Source organism: Nocardioides albertanoniae (assembly GCF_006716315.1).
In the GTDB taxonomy this organism is placed as follows: Bacteria; Actinomycetota; Actinomycetes; order Propionibacteriales; family Nocardioidaceae; genus Nocardioides; species Nocardioides albertanoniae.
Map to the genome: position 1 here is coordinate 4,206,570 of NZ_VFOV01000001.1, position 25,454 is coordinate 4,232,023.

General features: G+C 69.5%; 21 protein-coding genes and 1 riboswitch. Of the genes, 8 read left to right on the plus strand and 13 right to left on the minus strand.

The genetic code is table 11. The features are described 5' to 3' along the window. Window positions 1–126: 126 nt before the first annotated feature. Entirely contained in the window at window positions 127–543 is a 417-nt protein-coding gene (locus FB381_RS20195) for an organic hydroperoxide resistance protein (protein WP_141781935.1), read from the minus strand. Between the two features lie 48 nt (window positions 544–591). Between FB381_RS20195 and FB381_RS20200 the strand changes: the two genes are divergently transcribed. After that, complete coding sequence (locus FB381_RS20200; protein ID WP_141781936.1) at window positions 592–1,053, plus strand: MarR family winged helix-turn-helix transcriptional regulator; 462 nt, start codon at window positions 592–594, stop codon at window positions 1,051–1,053. Window positions 1,054–1,063: 10 nt separating this feature from the next. Here the strand turns inward: FB381_RS20200 and FB381_RS20205 are convergent, their stop codons facing one another. From FB381_RS20205 to trpS, 4 genes are read right to left on the minus strand one after another with little or no spacing between them, the layout of a single operon-like run. Beyond that, a complete protein-coding gene (locus tag FB381_RS20205) occupies window positions 1,064–1,288 on the minus strand; it encodes an SCO4848 family membrane protein (protein ID WP_141781937.1) in 225 nt (74 codons plus the stop codon). Between the two features lie 31 nt (window positions 1,289–1,319). Beyond that, a complete protein-coding gene (locus tag FB381_RS20210) occupies window positions 1,320–2,255 on the minus strand; it encodes a YihY/virulence factor BrkB family protein (protein ID WP_246088224.1) in 936 nt (311 codons plus the stop codon). 48 nt (window positions 2,256–2,303) lie between these two features. Further along, window positions 2,304–2,828, minus strand: coding sequence for a 2'-5' RNA ligase family protein (locus FB381_RS20215; protein ID WP_141781939.1), 525 nt, complete (start codon window positions 2,826–2,828; stop codon window positions 2,304–2,306). A 12-nt stretch (window positions 2,829–2,840) separates the two neighbouring features. Next, complete coding sequence (trpS, locus tag FB381_RS20220) at window positions 2,841–3,908, minus strand: tryptophan--tRNA ligase (protein ID WP_141781940.1); 1,068 nt, start codon at window positions 3,906–3,908, stop codon at window positions 2,841–2,843. 409 nt (window positions 3,909–4,317) lie between these two features. Here trpS and ggpS point away from each other — a divergent pair, with 409 nt between their 5' ends. Next, complete coding sequence (gene ggpS, locus FB381_RS20225; RefSeq protein WP_246088225.1) at window positions 4,318–6,606, plus strand: glucosylglycerol-phosphate synthase; 2,289 nt, start codon at window positions 4,318–4,320, stop codon at window positions 6,604–6,606. Between the two features lie 103 nt (window positions 6,607–6,709). On the opposite strand, the gene FB381_RS20230 is transcribed toward ggpS, so the two are convergent. Continuing rightward, entirely contained in the window at window positions 6,710–7,900 is a 1,191-nt protein-coding gene (locus FB381_RS20230) for an MFS transporter (RefSeq protein ID WP_170225246.1), read from the minus strand. A 221-nt stretch (window positions 7,901–8,121) separates the two neighbouring features. Between FB381_RS20230 and FB381_RS20235 the strand changes: the two genes are divergently transcribed. Both FB381_RS20235 and FB381_RS20240 read left to right on the plus strand, forming a co-directional pair. Further along, a complete protein-coding gene (locus FB381_RS20235; RefSeq protein ID WP_141781943.1) occupies window positions 8,122–8,334 on the plus strand; it encodes an RNA polymerase subunit sigma-70 in 213 nt (70 codons plus the stop codon). Further along, window positions 8,334–8,870, plus strand: a complete 537-nt coding sequence (locus tag FB381_RS20240) for a Clp protease N-terminal domain-containing protein (protein ID WP_141781944.1) — start codon at window positions 8,334–8,336, stop codon at window positions 8,868–8,870. Before FB381_RS20235 ends, FB381_RS20240 begins: the two co-directional genes overlap by 1 nt. Before the next feature lie 25 nt (window positions 8,871–8,895). Here FB381_RS20240 and FB381_RS20245 read toward each other — a convergent pair whose 3' ends face one another. Both FB381_RS20245 and FB381_RS20250 read right to left on the minus strand, forming a co-directional pair. Then, a complete protein-coding gene (locus FB381_RS20245; protein WP_141781945.1) occupies window positions 8,896–12,456 on the minus strand; it encodes an ATP-binding cassette domain-containing protein in 3,561 nt (1,186 codons plus the stop codon). 234 nt (window positions 12,457–12,690) lie between these two features. After that, a complete protein-coding gene (locus tag FB381_RS20250; RefSeq protein ID WP_141781946.1) occupies window positions 12,691–14,895 on the minus strand; it encodes an NADP-dependent isocitrate dehydrogenase in 2,205 nt (734 codons plus the stop codon). A gap of 272 nt (window positions 14,896–15,167) precedes the next feature. Between FB381_RS20250 and FB381_RS20255 the strand changes: the two genes are divergently transcribed. Beyond that, entirely contained in the window at window positions 15,168–16,283 is a 1,116-nt protein-coding gene (locus tag FB381_RS20255) for an MIP/aquaporin family protein (protein ID WP_170225247.1), read from the plus strand. A gap of 106 nt (window positions 16,284–16,389) precedes the next feature. Here the strand turns inward: FB381_RS20255 and FB381_RS20260 are convergent, their stop codons facing one another. The 5 genes from FB381_RS20260 to FB381_RS20280 all read right to left on the minus strand — a co-directional run bounded on the left by FB381_RS20260 (window position 16,390) and on the right by FB381_RS20280 (window position 21,255). Further along, window positions 16,390–16,764, minus strand: coding sequence for a DUF3017 domain-containing protein (locus FB381_RS20260; RefSeq protein ID WP_246088226.1), 375 nt, complete (start codon window positions 16,762–16,764; stop codon window positions 16,390–16,392). A gap of 3 nt (window positions 16,765–16,767) precedes the next feature. Next, the gene (locus tag FB381_RS20265) at window positions 16,768–17,619 is read right to left on the minus strand and encodes a bifunctional methylenetetrahydrofolate dehydrogenase/methenyltetrahydrofolate cyclohydrolase (RefSeq protein WP_141781947.1); all 852 of its coding nucleotides are present in this window, start codon (window positions 17,617–17,619) and stop codon (window positions 16,768–16,770) included. A gap of 55 nt (window positions 17,620–17,674) precedes the next feature. After that, complete coding sequence (gene purH, locus FB381_RS20270) at window positions 17,675–19,267, minus strand: bifunctional phosphoribosylaminoimidazolecarboxamide formyltransferase/IMP cyclohydrolase (protein WP_141781948.1); 1,593 nt, start codon at window positions 19,265–19,267, stop codon at window positions 17,675–17,677. 16 nt (window positions 19,268–19,283) lie between these two features. Beyond that, window positions 19,284–19,361: riboswitch (ZMP/ZTP riboswitch) on the minus strand. 10 nt (window positions 19,362–19,371) lie between these two features. Further along, window positions 19,372–19,983, minus strand: a complete 612-nt coding sequence (purN, locus tag FB381_RS20275; protein ID WP_141781949.1) for a phosphoribosylglycinamide formyltransferase — start codon at window positions 19,981–19,983, stop codon at window positions 19,372–19,374. A gap of 21 nt (window positions 19,984–20,004) precedes the next feature. After that, window positions 20,005–21,255 carry a cell division protein PerM gene (locus tag FB381_RS20280; RefSeq protein WP_246088227.1) on the minus strand — a complete coding sequence of 417 codons (1,251 nt, stop codon included), beginning with the start codon at window positions 21,253–21,255 and terminating at the stop codon, window positions 20,005–20,007. A gap of 148 nt (window positions 21,256–21,403) precedes the next feature. Between FB381_RS20280 and FB381_RS20285 the strand changes: the two genes are divergently transcribed. From FB381_RS20285 to FB381_RS20295, 3 genes are all read left to right on the plus strand, one after another. Continuing rightward, the gene (locus FB381_RS20285; protein ID WP_141781951.1) at window positions 21,404–23,239 is read left to right on the plus strand and encodes a SigE family RNA polymerase sigma factor; all 1,836 of its coding nucleotides are present in this window, start codon (window positions 21,404–21,406) and stop codon (window positions 23,237–23,239) included. A 112-nt stretch (window positions 23,240–23,351) separates the two neighbouring features. After that, complete coding sequence (locus tag FB381_RS20290) at window positions 23,352–23,855, plus strand: RNA polymerase sigma factor (protein ID WP_141781952.1); 504 nt, start codon at window positions 23,352–23,354, stop codon at window positions 23,853–23,855. 1 nt (window position 23,856) lies between these two features. Beyond that, window positions 23,857–25,365, plus strand: a complete 1,509-nt coding sequence (locus FB381_RS20295; RefSeq protein WP_141781953.1) for a hypothetical protein — start codon at window positions 23,857–23,859, stop codon at window positions 25,363–25,365. Window positions 25,366–25,454: the final 89 nt, after the last annotated feature.

The following is a 25,454-nucleotide window of genomic DNA, read 5'->3' on the forward strand; positions in this document are numbered from 1 at the left end:
AGACAGAAGGGCCGCTCTCCCACAGGGAGGGCGGCCCTTCTCGTTCCACCTGGGTACGACGGGACGTTTCTGCCCCTCTACCTGCTGGTAACGGGCAGAAACGTCCCGTCGTATCTCGAGGTGGCCTCAGGCGAGCGTCAGGGCGACCTCGATGTTGCCCCTCGTCGCGTTGGAGTAGGGGCAGACCTGGTGGGCCTGGTCGGCGAGCTGCTTCGCGGTCGCCTCATCGGCGCCGGGGATCGTCACCTCGAGCTGCACGGCGAGGCCGAAGCCACCCTGGCCGTTGTCGCCGATGCTGACGTCGGCGACGACCTCGGAGTCGGTCACGTCGATCTTGGCCTTGCCGGCGACGAGCTTGAGGGCGGAGTGGAAGCAGGCCGCGTAACCGGCGGCGAAGAGCTGCTCGGGGTTGGTGGCGCCGCCGGCGCCACCCATCTCCTTCGGCATGCGGACGTCGGCGTCGATGAGACCGTCGGTGGACTGGACGTGGCCGTTGCGGGCGTCGCCGGTGCTGACTGCGGAGGCTGTGTAGATCGGTGTCATGCGCACAACTATATTGCGCACAACTCAATAGCGCAAGGGAGTAGACTGATGGACGTGTCCGGACGTACTTATCCGCAGCTCGCGCTCGATCTCCAGCTCTGCTTCCCGCTCTACGCAGCGACCCGAGCCGTCACGAAGCGCTACGTGACGCTGCTCAGGGGCACAGGGCTGACCTACCCGCAGTATCTGGTGATGCTGGTGCTCTGGGAGACCACCGAGCCGTTGTCGGTGACCTCGCTCGGCCAACGTCTGCGGCTCGACTCCGGCACCCTGACTCCCCTGCTCAAGCGCCTCGAGACCGCGGATCTGGTGCGGCGCGACCGCGACCCGGGCGACGAGCGCCGGGTGCTGGTCAGCCTGACCGACGACGGCAGGGCACTGGAGGAGCAGGTCTCGGGCGTGCCTGAGCAGCTCGGCGCGTCGATGGGGATCACCCGCGAGGAGGCGCTCGCCCTGCGCGACCAGCTCACCGACCTGGTCGACCACCTCGACACGGCCGAGTCGGCCTGACTCCTGGGGCTCAGCCCCGGGTCAGCAACCGCTGCACGCCGAGCTTGACGAGCAACCCACCGAGAAGGACGTCGACGACCACGAGCACCGCGTGGGCGATGTAGTAGGGCTTGGGACGCGACTGCTCCGGGTCCTTGGCCGTCTTGACGAGGTTGCGACCGAAGTTGGTCCAGATCGCGATCGTCCACACCCCGATGACCAGGAGGAGCGCGCCGTCAGTCTTCTCGAGCTTCATGGACAAACTCTCTCACCCGACCCTCGTCGCCTCAGCCCCGGGCTTCGTCCTCGGCAGCGTCGGCCCCGTCGGCGTCCACGTCGTCGGCCGCCTCGGACTCCTCCGCCGGATTGGCGCGAACGTGAGCGTACGAGGCGGCGTAGAGGATCACCATCGAGGTGTAGTGGATCCAGACGACCAGGATGAGGGCGATGCCGAAGGCCTGGAAGGCGGGCTGGCCCTGGGTGGCGTTGAGCAGGAGTGCCGAGGCCTGCTTGAGGATCTCGAAGCCGATCGCGCCGAGAAGGGCTCCGGCCCACAGCGATCGTTTCGAGTTGCCCTTCTGGGGGGCCAGGTGGAACATCGCGAAGAAGAGCACGGTGTTGGCGGCAAGGCCCAGCACCACCGTGAGCAGCACGATCAGCCAGCCGAAGCCCTCGTCGAGGCCGATGAGCTCCAAGACGTTGACCGAGAAGGTGCGTACGAGCCCGGTGGCCGCGACCGCCACGAGCAGGATCGCGCCGAGCCCGATCAGCGCGATCAGGTCGCGGATCTTGGCTCCGAGGAAGCCCGGCTGGAGCTTGTCAGGCACCACGAAGACGGCTTCGAGCGCCTTGCGCAGCCCGTCGATGAACCCGAGACCGGCGTAGAGCAGACCGACGGCACCGACGATCCCCACGGCGCCGGCGGCGCTCTCGATGTCGGCGATCTTCAGCTGGCCGGGGCTGTTGCCGACGAGCCCGGGCAGCACCTGGTCGATCGCATCGACCAGGTCGCTCTCGGCTCCGGCGTAGACCTTCGCGATCTGGCCGACGGCGAAGAAGGCGAGGGCGAGGATCGGGAACGTCGACAGGAACCCGAAGTAGGTGATCGCTCCGGCCTGCTGGGCCGCGCCGACCTCGCCGTAGTGCTCCTGCGTACGCAGCACGCGATCCAGCGCGGGGAACCGCTCGCGCATCTCGGCGAGCTTCGCCTTGATCTTCTCCATCGTCCCGAGATCCCTATCCATCGATCGTGAGCGGGATCTGGCCCCGCATCAGCTGGTCAGTGCTGCCGTGAGTGCGAACTCCCGGGTCGGGCGCCACCCGTCGGTGTCGTCGTGCACGTAGAGGTGGAACTCCTCGACCAGCCACTCGCACTCGAAGTCGGCCAGCTCCCCGAAAGCCTTGTCGAGGCTAGCGTCGGGAAGGTCGTGAGCGATCGTGACATGCGGGTGATAGGGGAACGTGAGCTTCTGGTCGAGCGGCCCCTGCCGGACGGTGTTGGCCAGCTGCTCGCATCCCGAGATGCCCGCGACCACCGTCACGAACACCACCGGCGAGACCGGCCGGAAGGTGCCGGTGCCGCGCAGATGCACGTTGAACGGCGCCACTCGGGCCGCTGCTGCCGCCAGGTGATCCTCGACGTCGGGCAGCATGTCGTCGTGGATCTCGGTCGGCGGCACGAGGGTGATGTGCGTCGGGATCATGGTCGCCGTCGCGTCCCCGAGAGACGACCGATAGTCCTGGAGCTGACTTGCCCAAGGCTCCGGGATAGCGATGGCAACACCGATGGTGCGCATGCGCCGACCCTACTAGCCGACCGGCGCCGCGGGGGGCACAAAGCCCACCCGCTCGTAGACGTCGGCCAGAGTCTTGCGGGCGACCGCGCCCGCCTTCTCCGCCCCCTGCGCCAGGATGCCGTCGAGATACGCCTTGTCCTCGAGCACCTCGAAGGTCTTCTCGCGGAAGGGCGTCACATAGTCGACGACGACCTCGGCGAGATCCTTCTTGAGGTCGCCGTAGCCCTTGCCGTCGTACTTGCCGACCAGGGTGTCGATCTCGGCGCCGGTCAGGGCGGAGTAGATCCGCAGCAGGTTGGAGACGCCCGGCTTGCCCTCCTCGTCGAAGCGGATCTCCATCTCCGAGTCGGTGACCGCGGAGCGGATCTTCTTGGCGCTCACCTTGGGGTCGTCGAGCATGTCGATCAGGCCGGCCGGGCTCGAGGCAGACTTCGACATCTTGCTCGTCGGGTCCTGGAGGTCGTAGATCTTCGCGACCTCCTTGAGGATGTAGGGCTCGGGCAGCTTGAAGGTCTTCTTGTAACGGCTGTTGAACCGCTGGGCGAGGTCGCGGGTCAGCTCGAGGTGCTGGCGCTGGTCCTCACCCACCGGCACGTACGCCGGGCGGTAGAGCAGGATGTCGGCAGCCATCAGCATCGGGTAGGAGAAGAGGCCGACGGAGGCCGCACCCTCCCCGCCCTTGGCGGACTTGTCCTTGAACTGGGTCATCCGGCGCGCCTCGCCGAACGAGGTGATGCACTGCATCACCCAGCCGAGCTGGGCGTGCTCGGGCAGGTGGGACTGCACGAAGATCGCGGAACGCCCCGGGTCGACACCGGCAGCGAGCAGCTGGGCGGCGGCCCGCCGCGTACGCTCCCGCAGCACCTTCGGGTCCTGCTCGACGGTGATCGCGTGCAGGTCGGCGATGAAGAAGAACGGCTCGTGCTCCTCCTGCAGGCTCACCCACTGCCGCACCGCGCCGAGGTAGTTGCCGAGGTGGTAGGAGTCGGCGGTCGGCTGGATGCCCGAGAGGACCCTGGGCCGGGTGGTCGATGCCGGACCCGACGAGGACGGGTCCCGAGGAGCGGTGCTGCCGGTCATGGACGCATTCTGACAGTCGCTGGATGAAAGGCTCGAAATGGTGGGCCGGTGTCGACCCTCACCTTCTGTGGATCCTGCCCGCAGCGACGATCCGCGTGCCGGCCCTGGGCCTCGGCGCCCCCCGTGTTCAACGTCGAGGACCGTGGTCGCCAGCGGTCGTGAGCACCACGGGCAGGATCCGCATACTCACCTCAACGAGAGACCTTCAGTTGAGTTATCGAAACCTGCCAAATTTTCTTACGATTCTGTGGAGATTCTGAGCATCTTTACTCAGTGCACGGATGCTCACCCGTCAAGTGACTGTTCGCTGCGTGAAACACGGCCCTGTTAACATCGCTGGCCGACCCGCGGATCCTCGAAGGGGTCCGCAGCCTCGATCATCGAGGTACGGCGACCCCCGAGGAGACCTGTGAACCACACGTCCGCCGCCGATGCGCGCATGCTGCTTGCGACTGACCTGGACGGAACCTTCCTAGCCGGCGATCCCGAGGCGAAGGTCAAGCTCTACCAGACGCTGAGCCGCCGCGAGGACGTGCTTCTCTCGTTCGTCACCGGCCGTGGGCTCGAGTCCGTGATGCCCCTGCTGGCCGACCCGACGATCCCGACCCCCGACTTCATCATCTGCGACGTCGGCGCCACCATCGTCACCGGCCACGACCTGCTCGCCGTCGAACCCATCCAGCAGGAGATCGCCGCCAGGTGGCCCGGCGAGCTGAAGGTCTTGGAGAAGATCGGCGACCGCCCCGGGCTGGTGCGCCAGAACGTGCCGCAGGACCGCCGGGTCTCCTACTTCTGCGACCCGGAGGCAGTCACCGACGACCTCGCTCCCCTGGTCGCCGAGATCGGCTGCGACCTGCTCTACTCGGCCGGCCACTACCTCGATGTGCTGCCCGGAGGGATCAACAAGGGCTACACCGTCACCAGGCTGGTCGAGCACCTCGGCATCCCCAAGGACCGCGTGCTGGTCGCCGGCGACACCCTCAACGACCTCTCGATGTATGACATCGGGTTCCCCGGCGTCTGCGTCGGCGAGGCCGAGGACCTGCTGCTCGACGCCACCCGCGACAAAGGGCGTACGTTCCACGCCACCGCCCCCGGCACCGGCGGCATCCTGCAGGCGATCAAGCACTTCAACCTGCTCGACGACGAGCACATCTACGACCCGGAGAACGACGCCGACGACCCGGGGAAGTCGGACCTCGTCATGGTCTACCACCGGCTCCCCTACGACGAGGTGATCGAGAACGGGGAGGTGCAGCGCCGGCGCCCGAAGTCGCCCAACGGCATCATCCCGACGCTGCTGTCGTTCTTCAGCGAGCGCACCGGATCCTGGGTCGCCTGGTCGGTCGACGATCCGAAGCGCGGCAACTTCGCCACCCACACGGTCGTCGATCCCAAGCTCTACCCCGGCCTGGTCGCCTCACGGCTGCCGCTGTCGAAGAAGGACGTCGACATCTTCTACAAACGCTTCTCCAAGGAGGCGTTCTGGCCGCTGCTGCACACCTTCTGGGAGCGCGCGAAGTTCAAGGAGGAGGACTGGCAGGTCTACCGCCGGGTCAACCGGGCCTTCGCCGAGCAGGCGGCAGCCGAGGCTGCGTACGGCGCCATCGTCTGGATCCACGACTACAACCTGTGGATGGTGCCGGCGTTCCTGCGGGAGCTGCGACCCGATGTGAAGATCGCGTTCCTGCACCACACCCACTTCCCCTCGGCCGACGTGTTCAACGTGGTGCCGTGGCGACGCGAGATCATCGGCTCGCTGCTGCAGTGCGACTACATCTCCTTCCACATCCCCCGCCAGGTGGAGAACTTCGTCGACGTGGCCCGCGGGGTCGCGCCGGTCGAGGTGATCGAGACCGTCGACAGCGCCCCTCGATTCCGGACGTACGGCTTCGCGCTCGGGCTCGACACGATGCCGTCGGTCATCGACGTCGGCGGCCGTCGGGTGCACCTGGGCGCCAACCCGGTCAGCGTCGACACCCAGCGGATCGCCGACACCCTGGCCACGGAGGCCGTGCAGAAGTCGATCGCCAAGGTCAAGACGGAGTTCACCGGGCAGCGGATCGCGCTCGCCGTCTCCCGGCTCGACTACACCAAGGGCGTGCTGCAGCAGCTCGAGGCCTTCGAGCGGGCGCTGCTCGAGGACCCGTCGCTGATGGGCGAGCTCTCGCTGGTGCTGGTGTGCGTGCCGGCCGCCGGCGAGATGACCGTCTACAAGTCGCTGCAGAACCAGATCGAGCAGGCCGTCGGCCGCATCAACGGCCGGTTCTCGCGGATGGGCTGGATGCCCGTGCACTTCTACTTCCGGCCGATCCCGTTCGAGGAGCTGTTGGCCTACTACGCCAACGCCGACATCATGTGGATCACGCCGCTGCGCGACGGCCTCAACCTCGTCGCCAAGGAGTACGCCGCGGTGCACGGCCTCCTCGGCACCAGCGGCACGCTGGTGCTCTCCGAGTTCGCCGGGGCGGCGGCCGAGCTGCGCGGCGCGGTGCTGACCAACCCCCACGACGTCTCCGACATGGTGCGGGTCTTCCTGCAGGCCGTCGACATGGACGAGGCCGAGACCAAGGATCGGATGCGCGGGCTGTGGGACACCGTGCGCCACCACGACTCGAACGCCTGGGCCGACGGGTTCATCGCGGCCGTCGAGGCCGCCACCGCGACCCCGACCCCGGACGAAGCCGCGGGCGCCTGACGATTCGCCGAGTCGGCTCGTTCTGACGCCGAACGATGCCGAGTCGGCTCGTTCTAACGCGCCGACTCGGCATCAATTGTGGTCAGAACGAGCCGACTCGGCGTTAGCTCGGCTGGGCCCGGCGTCGGTGGATGGTGGTGCTCCACAGCAGCACCACCATCCCGCCGGCAGCCAGGCCCGCGCCGACCAGCGGCGCCTCTCGTGCGCTCCAGGTGTCGAGGGCGAGGCCGCCGGCGAAGGCGCCGAGGGCGTTGGCGATGTTGAGGCTCGCGTGGTTCATCGCAGCGCCGAGGGTCACCGCGTTGTCGGCGACGTCCATCAGGCGCACCTGCAGGTTGATCACCAGCACCGAGGCGATCGCAGTGGTCAAGAACGCCACCGGCGCGAGCCACCAGCCGGCGGGGGCGACCAGCCAGAAGAGCGACAGCACGGCGATCATGCCGAGGCTGCTCACCAGCAGCGACCCCATCACCGACCAGCGCGCCATCTCGCCGGCCACCCAGGTGCCGACGACCATGCCGAGGCCGAAGGCGAACACGAACCACGGCACCGCGCCCGCGGCCAGTCCGGCCGTGCCGGTGACGATCGGGGAGATGTAGGAGTAGGCCGCGAACATGCCGCCGAAGCCGATCGCGCCCGCGAGCATGGTCAACCAGACCTGGGGGTTGGTGAAGAACGTGCTCGCCTCACCTCGGCCGGTCGCGTTCGGGTCGCCCGGGAAGTGGGGCACCGAGACCTGCACCAGCACCACGGTGAGCAGGGCGAGGCCTGCTGCTGCGGCGTACGGTGCCCGCCAGCCGGCGCTCTGGCCGAGCCAGGTCGCGAACGGCACGCCGATCACGTTGGCGACCGAGAGCCCGAGCATGACCAACGCGACGGCACGACCGCGGTGTTTCGGGGCGGCCATCGAGGTCGCCACGATGGTCGCGACACCGAAGTAGGCACCGTGCGGAAGCCCGTCGAGGAAACGCGCGACCAGCAGCATGTGGAAGTCGACCGCGACAGCGCTGAGCACGTTGAACAGGGCATAGGCCGCCATCAGCGCCAGCAGCAGGCCTTTGCGTGGGAGATGCGCGACGAAGAACGACAGGATCGGTACGCCGACCACGACACCGACCGCATAGGCACTGATCAGGTGACCCGCCGTCGAGGTGCCGACGCCGACCCCCTCGGCGATCTCCGGCAGCACGCCCATGGTCACGAACTCGGTCGTTCCGATCGCGAAGCCACCCATCGCGAGCGCGAGCACAGCGACGGCGAAGCGTGCGGGAGTGACCGGCTTCGCGGCGGTCATGGGGCTAACGGTGTCGGTCACTACTGCCTAACCATGCCCCGTTCGCGGGCTATTCCGTGCATCGGTGTGACCCGCGTCCCCCGGCCCACGCCCGTCGAGAGGTCACTCCTGCAGGTCGAGTGGGCACGGACGTGCCCACTCGACCTGCAGGAGTGACCTCTCGGCCCCAGGTTTGTCAATCTTGGTTGACAGAAGGCTCGTGTCAACTTAGATTGACACGCATGACGGATGCGAAGGACCTGGCGGAGTCGGCAGCGAGCGCCGACCCGCGCGTCGGGTTGCGGGCAGCGCTCGCGCTACGCCGCCTGGCCGACTCGTTGGAGCGGCTGCAGGTGACCAATGCCCGCCGCAACGGGTGGGCCTGGCAGGAGATCGCCGACGCGCTGGAGGTCAGCCGGCAGGCGGTTCACAAGAAGTATGCGAAGGAGATGTGATGTTCGAGAGGTTCACCCGGCCCGCGCGCGACGCGGTGACGACGGCACAGACGTACGCGACCGAGCTCGGCCACGAGCGCATCGGCGACGACCACCTCCTGCTGGCGATCCAGGCCGGCGACTCCCTCGGCGCTCGGGCGCTCGCCGGGTCAGGGGTCGACGCGACCGAGCTGCGGGAAGAGATCGAGCGCGCCCACGGACACCTCGGCAGCGACGACGCCGACGCGCTCGCCGCGCTGGGGATCGACCTGGACGCCGTGCGCTCCAAGGTCGAGTCGGCGTTCGGGGAAGGAGCGCTGGACAACGGGCGGCCACGCCGCCGCCTCGGCGGCCACCTCCCCTTCACCAAGGACGCGAAGAAGGTGCTCGAGCTCGGGCTGCGCGAGGCGATCAGGCTCGGAGACCGCTCCATCGGCACCGAGCACATCCTGCTGGGCATCCTGCGCGCGGAAGGGGACGGGCATGCTGCACTACGGACACTCGGTGTGGACGCTGATGCGCTGCGCCGCGTACTCGAGCGCGGCGAAGCCGCCTGACCCACCCGCCGAGTCGACGGGTGGGTCAGCCGGCGAGGTGGGACCAGGCCGGCGCCAGACCGGCCCACGGACCGACAGCGGCGATCTCGCCGTCGACCATGACCACGACACGGTCGGCCTGGGCGAGAGCGGCCCGCTTGGAGGTCGCCCCGACCACCGTGGTGTGCCGCTCGCGAAGCGCCCGCCAGAGCTCGATCTCGGTGGACGCGTCGAGCGCGCTGGAGACGTCGTCGGCCAGGAGCAGCTCGGTGCCGGCCGCGAGCGCCCGCGCCAGCGCGAGCCGCTGGACCTGCCCACCGGAGAGGCGTACGCCGCGGTGACCGACGAGCGCATCCGGCCCGCCCGCCTCCTTGACGTCGAGGTCGAGGCGCGCGTCGGCGACCGGGGCGTCGAACGGCCGGTCATGACCCAGGCGGATGTTGTCGGCGAACGTGCCGGAGAGCACCCTCGGCACCTGGGCGACGTAGGCGACCTGCCCGGGCCGCAAGAAGGCCTGCGGGTCTTCGACCAGCTCGTCGTTCCATCGGATCACGCCGGTGTGCTCGATCAGGCCGGCGAGCGAGGCCAGCAGCGACGACTTGCCCGACCCGACCTGCCCGACGAGGAGCACCAGCTCGCCGCGCTCGATGGTGAGCGAGACGTCGGAGACCCCGATGGTGCCGTCGTCGTGGACCGCGGAGACTCCCGCGAGCTCCAAGGACCGCAGCTCCACCCGCTCGACCGGACCGGGCGCCGGGGCGGCACCGGAGACCAGGTCGACGTCGGGAGGGAGGTCCATCAGGTCGCGACCGCTCGCGAACCTGCTGGTCTCCTTCTGCCAGGCGCGGGTGCCGGGCGCCTCGGTCACGACCATGCCGGCCACCCGGCCGAACCAGTCGAAGCCCGAGACCGCGTTGGAGACCAGCAGTGCGGTCGCCAGGCCCCAGCCGCCGCCGAAGTAGATGCCCCAGGCGGCCACCACGCCGCACTGGACCATGAGAGCCGGCACCCCGTCGAGGAATGCCTGCACCCGGTGCTCCTTCACGGCGGCCTCGACCCGACCGGAGTCGACCTGCTGCAGGTGGACGTGGACCTGCGGAGTGGCCGCGGCCAGCTTGACGGTGCGCACCGACTCCAGCGCGGAGACCACCGCGCGCCCGAACCGAGCCCGGGCGGCCGAGGACGCCGCCGCGGAGCGCCCGGCGATCGGTCGCCCGACCGCGGAGGCCAGCGCTGAGGCGACCATGACGACCAGCAGCACGGCTCCGGCCAGCGCGGTGCCGGCGAGCAGTGCGGTGATCGCGGCGATGACCAGGCCGTTGACGAAGTCGACCCAGCGGTCGGAGTAACGGGCGTATCGATCCGCGTCCATCGACCGGGCCACGACCTCACCCGGCGGGGTGCGGGTCAGCCGGTGCTGACGGGTCTGACCGTAGAGCACCGCCATCCGCGCCCGCAGCATGACCTCGATCCACCAGCGCGGGTAGCGGTAGAAGGCGTCGGCGAGCATCACCGGCGCGGCGAGCAGGCTGACCACCAGCAGCGCCGACAGCACCGTCGGCATGCCACCGCCCTGCAGCGACTCGACGATGAGGCCCCACAGCAGGCCGGTGAAGGCGCCCTGGGCACCGCTCATCGAGGCGAACAGGAAGAGCAGCGCACCCGCGACACCCCACTCGGGGCGGATGAACAGGGCGTGAGCGATCCCCTTGGCGAGCGAGGGGCCGGCGCCGACCTCGGGCATCTCCGGCGGAGTGCCCGCGCGACGCTTGCCGCCGACGTTGCCCTCGGCGACATGGTCGAGGGTGGAGTGGTCGACCGGCGTCGCGTCGGGGTCCGGAGAGTCGTGGTGCTCGGTGCGGCTGGCCTCGAGCAGGTCGCGGAACGGTCCGGGCGCCGTCGCCAGGGAAGCGCGCAGGCCGTGCTGGATCACCCGGCCGTGGTCGAGCACCGCGACGTGCGGCGCCCGTTCGATGGTCGAGAGGCGGTGGGCGATCAAGATGCCGGTGCGGCCGGTGAGCAGCCTGTCGGCGGCAGCCACCACCCGTCGCTCGGTCAGCGGATCCATCCGCGCGGTCGCCTCGTCGAGCACGACCACACGCACGTCACGCACGAGCAGCCGGGCGAAGGCGACCAGCTGCTCCTCCCCCGCCGACAGCGAGGTGCCGCCGGGGCCGAGCAGGGTGTCGAGTCCGTCGGGCAGGCCGTCGACCCACTCCGAGAGTCCGAGCGTGGCGATCGCACCCTCGATGTCCGCACGCGGACGCGAGTCGTCGAAGAGGGAGATGTTGTCGGCGAGCGTGCCGGCCAGGATCTCCGTACGCTGCGTCACCACGCCCACGGATGCGCGCAGCTGCTGCAGGTCGAGCTCGCGCACGTCGACACCGCCCAGGAGCACCGCCCCGCGAGGCGGCTCGACGGCACGGGAGAGCAGCGAGGCGAGCGTCGACTTGCCCGACCCGGTGCGACCGACGAGCGCGATCGTGTCACCCGCGGGCACCGTGAGCGAGATGTCCTGCAGGGCGAAGGAGCCCTCGGCGTAGGAGAACGTCAGGTCGCGCAGCTCGACCTCGAGCGCGCCGCCCTCGGGCACCGGGGCGCCGCCCTCGGGCTCCGGCTCGGTCGCCATCATCTGGCGCAGCCGGATCACGGCGCCCATGCCCGCCTGGATGTCGGGCAGGTGGCTGGCGAGCATCGCGATCTGACCCACGAAGGTGCTCGTCACCAGGAACAACGTGACCAGCGCACTGATCCCGAGACGATCGGTGGCAGCGAGCGCGATGCCGGCGAGGCCGATGCCGGCGAGCAGCGAGTGCAGGAGCACCCCGGCCCGCAGACCGACCTTCGCCTCGACCTTGACCACGGCGCAGAACTTCGCATGCACCGTCGCGGAGAGGCGGGCCACGCGGGCGACCACGTGGGCCTGCCCCAGGCTGGTACGCAGGTCGTCACGCCCCGCGATGCCTTCCTCGAGCGCGGCGGCATGGTCGGTCCAGGACGCCTCCTCGATCACCTTGAGACGCGAGATCTCGCCCAGGAGCCGGCGGATGGCGAACCACGTGGCGACCGCGAGCAACGGGAACAGGATCGCCGCCGGCCACCAGGTGAAGCTGGCCACGATCCACATCGGCAGCGCCGCGAAGATCGAACGGAACAGCATCCACAGCTGCCAGCGCAGCAGGTTGCCGACCTCGTGGGAGTCGTCGTCGACGCGGTCGAGGATCTCGCCGACCGCCTGCTCGCTGAGCTCGGCGAGCGGCTGGCGCATCGCGGCTTGGAGCACGTCTTCGCGCAGCTTGCCCTCGACCCGGTCGGAGACCCCGACCCAGGCGATCTTGGCCGTCGAGTCGACGAGCGAGGCGCCGATCACGCACAGGGCCAGCCACCCGACCAGCGTGCCTGCCGGGTGCTCGGCGAGCCGACCGGCGACCACCGTGCCGATCGACTGGGCGACCATCGCCACCGCGAGGGCGATCAGAGCAGCGGCCGAGACCGGCCCCCTCAGGCGTCGCCAGTCGACCTGTCGACTCGAGTCAACAGGCGTGGCGGGAGCTCCGTCGACCTGGCCGGATACCGGCGTGGGCGGAGTCGAGAGGGTCGTAGTCATCAATAGGTCACGGTAGGCGCGACCACCGACACTCTCCTAAAGGTTTTCCGCCTCCGGCCGCCGACAAACCTTGACCCGACCTGCACCTTCGCGGTTCAGAAGAAAGATATGGAGAGCAAGATCACCTCCGCAGGACGCTCGAGAAGCACGCCGGCCCGGCACGGAGATCCGTGCCGGGCCGGGTGATGACCATCTCGGGTGGCGCTCGCTTCGCTCGCGCCTCCCGCGCTCGTCTCAGAGCGAGTCGATCGCCTCGTTGAGCGTCGCGGAGGGGCGCATGACCGCGGCGACCTTGTCGCCGTCGGGCAGGTAGTAGCCACCGATGTCGGCGGGCTTGCCCTGGACGGCGAGGAGCTCCTCGACGATCTTGTCCTCGTTGGCCGCGAGCGACTCGGCCAGGCCCTTGAAGGCCTCGGCGAGCTTGGCGTCCTCGGTCTGCGCGGCCAGCTCCTGGGCCCAGTAGAGGGCGACGTAGAAGTGGGAGCCGCGGTTGTCGGTCGTGCCGAGCTTGCGGCCCGGCGAACGGTCGTTCTCGAGGAACGTCGCGGTGGCCCGGTCGAGCGCCGCCGCGAGCACGGTCGCCGACGGTGCCCCGGCCTGCTCGGCGTACTTCTCGAAGGCCGGAACCAGCGCGAAGAACTCACCGAGCGAGTCCCAGCGCAGGTAGTTCTCCTCGACCAGCTGCTGCACGTGCTTGGGGGCCGAGCCGCCCGCACCGGTCTCGAACAGACCGCCACCGGCGATCAGCGGGACGATGGAGAGCATCTTCGCCGACGTGCCGACCTCGAGGATCGGGAACAGGTCGGTGTTGTAGTCACGCAGCACGTTGCCGGTGACCGAGATCGTGTCCTCGCCCTCGCGCAGACGCTCGAGGGAGTAGGCCGTGGCCGCCTCGGGCGAGAGGATCTTGATGTCGGCGCCCTCGGTGTCACCCACGACGGAGGAGTCGGCCAGATACTTGGTCACCTTGGCGATCAGCGAGGCGTCGTGCGCCCGCGACTCGTCGAGCCAGAAGATCGCCGGGGTCTTGGACTCACGGGCACGGCTGACCGCGAGCTTGACCCAGTCGCGGACCGGGATGTCCTTGGTCTGGCAGGCACGCCAGATGTCACCGGCCTCGACGTCGTGCTCGAGCAGCACGTCGCCGGCCTTGGTGAGCACGCGTACGGTGCCGGCGGCCTCGATCTGGAAGGTCTTGTCGTGGGAGCCGTACTCCTCGGCCTTCTGCGCCATCAGGCCGACGTTGGGCACGGTGCCGATCGTGGCCGGGTCGAGCGGGCCGTTCTTCTTCACGTCGTCGATGACGGTCTTGTAGACGCCGGCGTAGGAGGAGTCGGGGATCACCGCGAGGGTGTCGGCCTCGCCGCCGTCGACGCCCCAGAGCTTGCCGCCGTTGCGGATCAGCGCCGGGATCGAGGCGTCGATGATGACGTCGGAGGGCACGTGCAGGTTGGTGATGCCCTTGTCGGAGTTGGTGTAGGCCAGTCGCGGACCGGTCTCGATGGCGGCCTTGAAGGCGGCCTCGATCTCGGCGCCGTTCTCCAGCGCGGGCAGACCCGACAGGATCGCACCGAGACCGTCGTTGGCCGAGAGGCCGGCGGCATCGAGGTCGGCGCCGTACTTCGCGAAGACGTCCTTGAAGTAGACCCGCACGACCTGGCCGAAGATGATCGGGTCGGAGACCTTCATCATCGTGGCCTTCAGGTGCACCGAGAAGAGCACGTCGTCGGCCTTGGCCTTGGCCAGCGCGTTCGCGAGGAAGGCGTGCAGGTTGGCGACCGACATGTAGGTGGCGTCGATGATCTCGCCCTCGAGCACCGGCAGCTCGGGGAGCAGCGTCACGGTCTCGCCGTCGGCCTTCTCGAGCACGATGGAGAGCGTGTCGTCGGCCGGGAGGGTCACCGACTTCTCGTTGGACTTGAAGTCGTGGGCACCCATCGTCGCGACGTCGGTCTTGGACGCGTCGCCGAACGGCTTGTTCGTGTGCGGGTGAGCCTTGGCGTACGCCTTGACCGACCCCGGCGCGCGGCGGTCGGAGTTGCCCTCACGCAGCACCGGGTTGACGGCGGAACCCTTGACCTTGTCGTACTTGGCCCGGGCCTCCTTCTCCTCCGGAGTGCTCGGCGACTCGACGTAGTCGGGGATGTCGTAGCCCTGCTCCTGCAGCTCGTTGATCGCGGCCTTGAGCTGCGGGATGGAGGCGGAGATGTTGGGGAGCTTGACGATGTTGGCGTCGGGCGTGTTCGCCAGCGCGCCCAGCTCGCCGAGCGCGTCGTCGGCCAGGCCGAACTGGGCCAGGATGCGAGAGGCCACGGAGATGTCACGCGTCTCGACCTCGACGCCCGCCTTGGCCGCGTAGGCCGAGACGATCGGAAGGAAGGAGTACGTCGCGAGCAGCGGCGCCTCGTCGGTGTGGGTGTAGATGATTCGTGTGGCCATTGCGGTGGCTACTCCTGACAGGTTGCGATCTACGGTGCTGCTGACTGAGGTCGGGGACCCGGCAACGGGAAAGTGCCTTGACGTCAAGATACCTGATCTCCCCAGCGACACTGCCCCGCCCTACCTAAGCACCACGATGCGTCGTCGCAAAAGAGTTACTGTGTGACAACACCTCCATGTTGTTCAGGTGACTGCTGGTGCCTGAGAGGTTCCGCTTCTCGGCATCGAAGGCTCTGATCGACGTCAACCGACTGTGAAGGGCAAAAGGGGAAATGACCGAGGAATCTCTGTCGGCAGCTGAGCCGACCTTCATCCAGAAAAGCGCAGCCGAGGTCATCGGCACATTCATCCTGGTGTTCCTCGGCGTCGGATCCGCCGTCGCGATCAGCGCCAGCGCCGCCCACAACGAGGGAGGCCCGGCGGGCATCGACATCGCTGCGGTCGGGCTCGCGTTCGGTATCTCCGTGGTGATCGGCGCCTATGCCTTCGGCCGCATCTCCGGCGGTCACTTCAACCCCGCGGTCTCCGTGGGCGCCGCGGCCTCCGGCAGGCTGTCGTGGAAGGACGCCGGCATCTATGTCGGATCGCAGTTCGCGGGCGCCATCCTCGGTGCGATCGTGCTGTTCCTCATCGCGCTCGCCTCCGGCTACAACAGCTGGAACGACGGCGGCCTGGGCGCCAACGGCTTCGGCGACCTCGGTGGCACCAACATCGTCGGCGCGATCCTCGTCGAGCTGGTGCTGACCTTCATCTTCGTCTTCATCATCCTGGCTGTCACCGACAACCGCGCCGCCCCGAACGCTCCGGCGGCGCCCCTGGCCATCGGTCTGGCTCTCGCCGCGATCCACTTCGTCGGCATCCCGCTGACCGGCACCTCGGTCAACCCGGCCCGCTCGTTCGGCCCCGCGCTCTTCTCCGGCGGCGACTACCTCGCGCAGGTGCCGATCTTCCTGATCGTCCCGGCCCTCGGCGGCGCGATCGCCGGCGTCCTCTACCCGCTGATCTTCGGCAAGCACGGCGGCGAGCTCGCCCGCGCGGGCTTCTCGTTCGGCGGCGGCGCCAAGGGCTCCGCGCAGGACTTCCAGTGGGACTCCCAGGCGTCCGCCCCGGCCGCTCCGGCTGCCGCTGCGGCCGCTCCCGCGGCCCCGGCCGCGCCCGCTGCGCACACGGCCCAGTCCACCCACGCGGCTCCGGCTGCTCCGGCCGCCGAGCACGCCGCCCCGGGCGGCGCCGACGACAACAGCGACCGCACCATCGTCTCCGGCGGCGGCCAGCAGCCCTGGCAGCAGCCGACCCACGCGGGTGGCGAGGGCGAGCTGCCGGTCTACGAGCAGGACGGCTGGCGCTGGGACTACGCCAAGCAGGAGTGGGTCCCGATCGAGCAGTGATCGAGCTCTGACTCGCTCTGACGACAAGGAAGGCCGCCCCTCGGGGCGGCCTTCTTCGTCTGTCTGTGTCGTGTCTGTGTCGTCCGTGCTGTCCGTCGCGAGCCGGTCAGTCGCCGGGGACGGTCACCGCGAGGATCCACAGCGCCGCGGCGGTCAGGCCCAGCAGCGCCACGTCGAACCAGCGGTTGCGCACCGCGAGCATCCCGGCGTCCTTCGTACGCAGCGCCGCGCGCCCCAACGACGCGATGCCCACACCTGCGGCGAGCACGATGATCCCGACCCGCCACAGCCCGAAGCCGACGAGCCCGAGACCGGAGACGGCAGCGGCGAGCACCACGAGGTAGACGTAGCCGCCGAGGGTCGAGGGGAAGCTGCGTACGTCGTGGGTGTCCTGCTTGTCCTGCTCAGGCGCCTGCGTCTCCGGTGCCGGCGTCTGCGGAGCGGACGCCTCGGAGTGGCTGATGGTCGGGTGGACGGACACGGTTCAGAGCCTTTCGAGAGCCTTCTCGGCGCTGAGGACGATATTGGAGAGCAACATGGCGCGTGTCATCGGACCCACCCCGCCCGGGTTCGGAGACACCCACCCAGCCACGTCCCAGACGTCGTCGGCGAGGTCTCCCGCGATCTTACCGTCGACCCGGGAGACACCGACGTCCAACAGGGCCGCGCCGGGCTTGACCATGTCTTTGGTGATGATGCCGGGCACGCCGGCGGCGGCCACCACGATGTCGGCGTTGCGGGTGTGCGCGGCCAGGTCGCGGGTGCCGGTGTGGCACAGGGTCACGGTGGCGTTCTCCGAGCGACGGGTCAGCAGCAGACCCAGCGGACGACCGACGGTGAGCCCACGGCCGACCACGACGACCTCGGCGCTCTTGATCTCCACGCCGTGACGGCGCAGCAGCTCGATGCAGCCCACCGGGGTGCACGGCAGCGGACCGTCCTCGCCGAGCACCAGCTTGCCGAGGTTGTAGGGGTGCAGACCGTCGACGTCCTTCTCCGGCGCGACCCGCGAGAGCAGCGCGAACTCGTCGAGGCCGGTCGGCTGCTGCACCAGGAAGCCGGTGCAGCTCGGGTCGGCGTTGAGCCGGTCGATCTCGGCCTCGACCTCCGCCTGGGTGGCGCTTGCGGGGAGGTCGACACGGATCGACTCGATGCCGATCTCCGCGCAGTCCTTGTGCTTGGCGTTGACGTACCACCGGCTGCCCGGGTCGTCGCCCACCAGCACGGTGCCGAGGCCCGGCGTGATGCCCTGGGCCTTCAGCTTCTCCACCCGTTCGGCCAGCTCGGCCTTGATGGTCTTGAGGGTGGCGGTGCCGTCCAGCTTCTGTGCAGTCACGTGATCAATCCTGTCACTTGGTCTCTGGAGATTTCGTACGCCGCGTGCGGGTCGCTCAGTGCGCGAAGTGACGCGTGCCGGTGAAGTACATCGTCACCCCGGCCGCCTCGCACGCCTTGATGGTGAGCTCGTCACGGATGGAGCCGCCCGGCTGCACGATCGCCTTGACCCCGGCGTCGATCAGGATCTGCGGGCCGTCCTCGAACGGGAAGAACGCGTCGGAGGCGGCAACAGCACCACGGGCGCGCTCGGTGCCCTCGGCGAGGGTGTTGGCGCGCTCGACGGCCAGGCGGCAGGAGTCGACGCGGTTGACCTGGCCCATGCCGATGCCGACCGAGGCGCCCTCGGTGGCGAGCAGGATCGCGTTGGACTTGGCCGAGCGGCACGCCTTCCAGGCGAAGGCCAGGTCGGCGAGGGTGGCCTCGTCGGCGGCCTCGCCCGTGGCGAGGGTCCACGACGCCGGGTCGTCGCCCTCGGCGTCGACGTGGTCGACCTGCTGCATCAGCAGACCGCCCGAGATCGGGCGGGTCTCCACCGGAGCGCTCTCGTCGGCAGCCGCGACCAGGATGCGGATGTTCTTCTTGCCCTGCAAGATCTCCACGGCACCGTCCTCGTAGCTCGGCGCCACGATGACCTCGGTGAACACCTCGGCGACCTGCTTGGCCATCTCGACCGAGACCGGGCGGTTGGAGGCGATCACGCCGCCGAAGGCGGAGACCGGGTCGCAGGCGTGGGCACGACGGTGCGCCTCGGCGATGTCGGCGCCGACGGCCAGGCCGCACGGGTTGGCGTGCTTGACGATCGCGACGGCCGGCTCGGCGAAGTCGTTGGCGGCGCGCCGGGCGGCGTCGGTGTCGGTGTAGTTGTTGTAGGACATCTCCTTGCCGTGCAGCTGCTCGGCGCGAGCCAGCCCGGCCGGACCGTGGTCGTTGAGGTAGAGCGCGGCCTTCTGGTGCGGGTTCTCCCCGTAGCGCAGCACGGTCGACTTCTCGTACGTTCCGCCGACCCACGCCGGGAAGCCGGTGCCCTCGGAGGTGTCGGTGAGCACGGAGCCCATCCAGGAGGCGACCTGCACGTCGTACGTCGCGGTGTGCACGAACGCCTTGGCGGCGAGCTGCTGGCGCTCGGCGAGGGTGAAGCCACCCGCCTTGGCGGCCTCGAGGGCCCGCGGGTAGTCGGCGCCGTCGGTGACGATCGCGACCGATGCGTGGTTCTTGGCTGCGGCGCGGACCATCGTGGGGCCGCCGATGTCGATCTTCTCGATGCAGTCCTGCTCACCGGCGCCGGAGGCGACGGTGTCGGCGAACGGGTAGAGGTTGACGACCACCAGGTCGAACGGCTCCACCTCGAGCTCGCGCAGCTGCTCGACGTGCTCCGGGAGGCGGCGGTCGGCAAGGATGCCGGCGTGCACGCGCGGGTGCAGCGTCTTCACCCGGCCGTCGAGGCACTCGGGGAAGCCGGTGAGGTCCTCGACCTTGGTCACGGGCAGTCCGAGGTCGGCGATGAGCTTCGCCGAACCGCCGGTGGAGACGAGCTCGACGCCGACGTCGTGAAGCCCGCGGACCAGGTCCTCGAGACCGGTCTTGTCGTAGACGGACACCAACGCCCGCTTCAGTGCGATCTGGTCCTGCACAGCCAAACTCCTCATCGGTCGACGATTTCGATGAGGGCACCCAGGCGGTCGATGCCGTCTCTTCACACTCCCCGGTGGTCCCCCACCTGCGCCAGTCGTGTCACCGAGATCCTAACGGCTCAGGCGCGCCCGAACCGAACCCGCCTGCCGTCGACGGTGTAACCCTCGCGGGCGATCCGGCCGACGCTCTCGACGAGCATCGAACGCTCGACGACCTTGATCCGCTCGTGCAGCGTCTCCTCGGTGTCGTCGTCCTCCACGGGCACGCTCACCTGATCCACGATCATCCCGGTGTCGACACCTGCGTCGACGATGAACAGCGTCGCCCCGGTCACCTTCACGCCGTAGTCGAGCGCATCGCGCGCGCCGTGCATCCCCGGGAAGCTCGGCAGCAGCGCCGGGTGGGTGTTGAGCGTCTTCCCGCCGAACCGGTCGAGGAAGGTCTCCCCCACCAGCTTCATGAAGCCTGCGGAGACGACCAGGTCGGGCTCGTACGCCGCCACCGACTCCGCCAGCGCCGCGTCCCACTCCTCGCGCGAGCCGAAGTCCTTGACCTTGCGCACGAAGGTCTCGATCCCGGCGTCGCTCGCCCGGGTCAGCCCCTGGATCGCGTCGCGGTCGGCGCCGACCGCGACGACCTCCGCTCCGAAGTCAGGCGACGCGCAGGCGTCGAGCAGGGCTTGGAGGTTGGTGCCCGAGCCGGACACGAGGACGACGAGACGAAGAGGCACGGGTAGAGACTATGCGGAGCCTCAGGCGGGCAGGGAACGCCGGTGCCACCAGGTCATCGCGAGACCGGCGAGCAGCCCGGCGAGACCGAAGAACGCGATGGCGTTGACGAGCACCTGGCCGGCGTACGGCCCGATCCCGACCATCCGGCCGGGGCCGACGGCACCGCCGGCGATGCTCGAGGCGAGGGCCAGGATCAGGCCGGCCACGACGCCGGCGCTCACGCCGCGCAGCGCGCCCTCGGACCATCGCAGCGTCGGACGGTTGCGCTGCACGCGGCAGACCGCGACGAACGCGGTCAGCGGCCCGAGGGCCATCACCGCGGCGACCCAGGCCGACGGAGCACCGTTGTCGGGGAGCGCCGCGAGCATCGGGAACATCGGCAGCGGCCCGAGGGTCACCGCGGTGGGCGTGACCGTGGTGCCGAGGCCGACGCTGAACCCCGGCCCCAGGGCGTAGGCGCTGGAGAAGAGCACGGCGTTGGGCAGCACGAGCACGGCCAGCAGCGAGTAGAGGATGATCCCGCCGAGGTCGAGGTGGAGCTGGGAGACCACGTTGATCGAGGTGGTGAAGTCGGCGAAGAGGGCCACGAAGAAGACCAGGGTGCTGACCGCGAGCCACCAGAACAGGATCGAGCGCACCATCACGAGCACGTCGACTGCCGCGCGCGGCAGCAGCGTGAACCACAGCGCCGCACGCCCGGAGCCGACCGCGATCGCGGGCAGAGCCACGACGGCGCAGAGCCCGACCGACCAGGCGAAGACGCCGGCGAGGCTGGGCGCGGTGGACGGGGTGCCGGCGACGAGCGCGGTGATGATCGCGACGAGCGTGTAGCCGAAGGTGAACAGCCCGGCGACGACCGGGACGGTCAGGTCGCGCTCGCCGTCGGCGAGCGCATTGGCGTCGGGGCCGTGCAGCGAGACCGAGTCACCGACCCGGACCGCGACCTGCCACATCGCCCAGGCGAGGACGAGCGTGAGCCCGAGCGGGACGGCGGTGATCGCGACGCCGGAGACGACGACGCCCGAGCCGTGACCGACCAGCCACCCGAGCGCGGCGACGCGCATCGCGTCGGAGGGCTCGCCATGGGCGCCCATGTCGCTGATGAACCAGCCGAGGATGCCGATGGCCAGGCACACCAGCAGCGTGGCGACGGCCGTGCCGACACCGCCGAGCAGGGCTGCCGCGACCAGCGGGCGGCGGTGACGGAGATCGTGGAGATCATCCGCGGAGAGCCCACGGTCGGGGGTGCGAGGTGGCAGCAGGGACGACATCGCCACTCATCTTCCCAACCCCGGCCGTCTCGATCCGGGCGACGCGCCGCCCGGATCTGTCTTGTGCACACCTGCATACCCACCTGTGCATCAGCGACTATTGCCGATCATTCGATCGAATCACCTACAGTTGTCCGCTGACATGGGCATGAGCACGGCAGACCACGAGACCTTCGAGGCGTTCTACCAGGACGTCCGCGGACGTCTCCTGCTCCAAACCTGGTCGCTGACCGGCGACCTGGAGGCTGCCAAGAGCGCCGTGCGCGCCGCGATGGTGATCACCTGGCACCACTGGCGCAAGGTGCGCCGGATGGACGACTTCGAGCGGGAGGACTGGGTCCGCCCGGTCGCCTGGTCCAAGGCGATCCGCAACCACTCGGTGCCGCTGCTCCACCGCGACCAGACGATCGCGCCGGGCGCCCACAGCACCCTGTCGGCGCTGCGCAGCCTGCCGCTCCACGACCGCAAGGTCTTCCTGCTCGGCCATCTCACCAGCGTCGACCTCGGTCAGCTCGCCCGTGAGGTCGGCACCCCGATCAGCCGCACCGAGACCGACCTGCAGGGCGCCAACGCCGCCATCTGCGAAGCGCTCGGCATCGCCCCGGAGCAGCTGCAGTCCATCTTCGACCCGCTCGTGGACGTGCTCACCGAGCAGCCCTGGCCGAAGACCTCGACGCTGACCACCGCCGGTGCCGTACGCCGCCGGGTGCACACCGCCGTCGGTGCCGCCGCGGCGGTCGCCGCCCTCGTCGGTGCCGGGTTCTTCGTGACCCAGGACGCCGAGACCGAGCCACGGCTCAACACCCTCTCGATGCAGTCGGCCGCCGAGGAGTTCGAGGTCGAGCCGAGCGAGATCCCGGGCAAGAAGCTGTCGGCCAAAGACCTCGTCACCGACGACGAGGTCGCGAAGATCTACGGCGGCACGTGGGCGGTCGACATCACCTCCGACAACCTCGAGGGCACCGGCCTCACCATCCCCTGCCAGGCCGAGCCCTCGGCCGGCAAGCGACCGGTGGCGAGCCTGGCGCGCACCTTCACCGCCGAGTCCAAGGCGACCCTGGCCGGCACCACCATCGAGTCCTCCGTCGACACGAAGGCCGCCTCTGCTGCGTACAAGCGAATGCAGGGGTGGTACGCCGCGTGCGCGGAGCCGCGCTACCAGCTGATGTTCACCGAGTCGGTCAAGGGCATCGGCGACGAGGCGACCCTGTTCGCCTACCGCGACTGGGCCACCAACCGGGCGGTCACCTTCGGTGTCGCCCGCACCGGCAACCACACCGCCGCGGTCACGGTGAAGACCGAGGGCAAGTCGAGCGCCACCGCGGCGAAGACCTCGACCATGCTCGGCACCGCCGTCCACAACCTCTGCTCGATGCCCAACGCCGGCGCCTGCGTGGAGACCAAGCGACCGCGCTCGACCGCCACGCCGCTGCCCATCGGCAAGGCTCCTGGCCTGATCAACGAGACCGACGTGCCGCCTGCTGACGGGATCAGCGATCCGTGGGAGGCGACGGGCGCGAAGGCGGCCAAGACCAACCCGGCGAAGACCCGCTGCGACAACACCGAGTTCAACGCCAAGGGCATGTCGGGCGCCCAGACCCGCTCGTTCCTGGTCACCGCGTCCAAGAAGAAGCTCGCGCCGACCTTCGGGCTCACCGAGACGGCCGGGAAGTTCCGTTCGGCGAAGGAGGCCCAGGCGTTCAACACCGGCATCCGCTCCCGCCTGGACGCCTGCGGCAAGAAGGAGCTCGGCAGCCACGTCACGCTGCTGGAGAACGACGTCACCAAGGACCGGGCGATCACGGTGTGGCACATCCGGGTCGAGATCGACAAGGACACCTCGATCTTCTACCGGATGGCCGCGATCCGGAAGGGCTCCAACGTCGCCCAGATGAGCTTCGTGCCCGACGGCGACGTCGACCTCAGCAGCTCCGACTTCGTCGCGCTCGCCCGTCGCGCCGCCGACCGGCTCACCTACCTCTGATTCTTTCTCGCCCCGGATGCAACCGGGACCGCCACTCACGCGTCTGAATCGTTGACACTGGCTCGAGGCCGGTGCGGACGGGCAGGCCGATGGCGGCCAGGAGAGGCGAGCGATGGACGAGGACGAGTTCGACGCGTTGTACAACGCGTCCTACCGCCGCGTGTGTGCGCAGGTGTACGCCATGATCGGCGACTTCGACGAGGCCAGCGAGTGCGTGCAGGAGGCCTTCGCCCGCGCCTGGGCGCACCGGCGCAAGCTGTCCTCGGTCGACTATCCCGAGGCCTGGGTGCGCACCACCGCCTACCGGCTCGCGGTCGGGCGCTGGCGTCGGAAGAAGTACGCCTCCCGGGCCACCGACCGCGCCGTGGGCGCGCAGACGGAGATGCCGGCCGTCGACGAGACCCACGTGGCTCTCGTCGCCGCCCTGAAGAAGCTGCCCGAGCCGCAACGGCAGGCGATCGTCCTGCACCACATCGCCGACCTGCCGGTGCACCAGGTCGCCGCCGAGGTCGGCGCCCCCACCGGCACCATCAAAGCTCGACTGGCTCGAGGACGAGCCGCCCTGGCCGAGCTCCTTGCCGAAGAAACTCCCGGCGCCGTCTGGAAGGAGGCCTGAGATGAGTGACCCGATCTCGCGTCTGGACCAGTTCCGCGCTGATACCCCTGGAGCACCGATGAAGTCCGCAGCCGAGGTACGCCATCGGGGCGACCAGATCCGGCGCCGCCGTCGTGCGGTCGTCGCCGCGGGCGCCGTGGCCGTGGCTGCCGCCGTCGCCGGGCCCATCCTCTTCCTCTCCTCCGGCTTCGGCGATCGGGCCATCGACCCCGCGCCGGCGCCGAGCGAGACACCGAGCACCGCCGGGCCCAGCCCGTCCGGGTCGGCCTCGGCGGGCCCTGTCGAGCTGACTCGCGCCAACCTGCCGGTCGCCGAGGACCTGGTCGGCCCCGACGACGCGTCGTGGTCCGAGACCCGGACCTACGACGGCGAGGGCGACGATGCCGCCAACCCCTGCTTCACCGAGACGCTCGACGAAGCCGGCGCCGAGGCGACCTTCCGCCGCGACTTCGCGGTCGGTGACTCCGTGGGCTCTGACGACAAGACCCTCGGGACGATGAGTGCGCTGGTCTCCGAGTTCGGCTCACCCGACTCCGCCAAGCAGGTGCGCGACGACCTCTCCGCCGCGGCGGCCGACTGTTCCACCGTCGACGCATCGACCTCCGGCTCGCTGCCGGTCGAGAGAGACTTCATCTCCGGCGGCGACATCCACGTGGTCAGCTATCTGTCCGACGACCCGGACCTGAACGCTCGGTTGGAGGTGGCGACCGCCGTCGTCTCCGCGGAGGACCGGGTGCTGGTGCTGACCCGGCAGCGCGCCGTGCAGGACTACGTCTCGCCCACCGACCTGCAGAGCTCGGCCGTCAACGCCGCCCGCCGGATGATCGGCGCCGAGGTGGCGGCCGACCCGTCGACGGACCCGTCGGCGCCGGACACCTCTGCCCCGACGGGCGTCCTCAGCACCGCCAACCTCGTCGGCGCGGGCGATCTCGCACCGCTCGACCGCTTCGAGGCGGACTGGGAGGCGTACACCCCGCCGACGGACGTGCCCACGCTCGCCTGCCAGAAGGACTGGCTCTCCTCGCTCGCCCCGAGAGAGCAGGTCCTCGCCGACTTCCACACCACCTCCGAGGGCGTCGACGTCGGGCAGGTGCACGTGGCCGTGCTCGACTTCGCCGACGCGAACGATGCCGGTGCTGCGTACAACGAAGTGATGGAGTGGCAGGAGGTCTGCCCGGCCGACAAGCTCGACGTCCAGCCGGACGTCACCGACCTGCCCATCGACGTCGGCACCGACATCAAGCTCGGGCTCGACCGCGCGGCACGCTCGCAGACGACGTACGGCGCGCGCAGCGAGGGCGACGGGATGTGGTTCGAGACCGAGCTGGTCGCGCAGTACGACGGTCGGCTCGTCCTGGTCGGCTACTCCGAGCTCGCCGGGCCCTGCCCGCCGAGCACCGGCGACAAGGACGACCCGTGCTACCAGCCCGACCAGCCCGACACCTGGCCCGGGCGGATCCTGGCCATCGAGAAGGCCGCGGTGAAGGCGGGCATCAGGGACCTGCGCTGAGGATCTGCACAGACATCGGGAACACGGACTGCGGCAAACACGATATGATCGATTGTCTTTCATGACTTAGCACGTGGAGACTCCGGTCA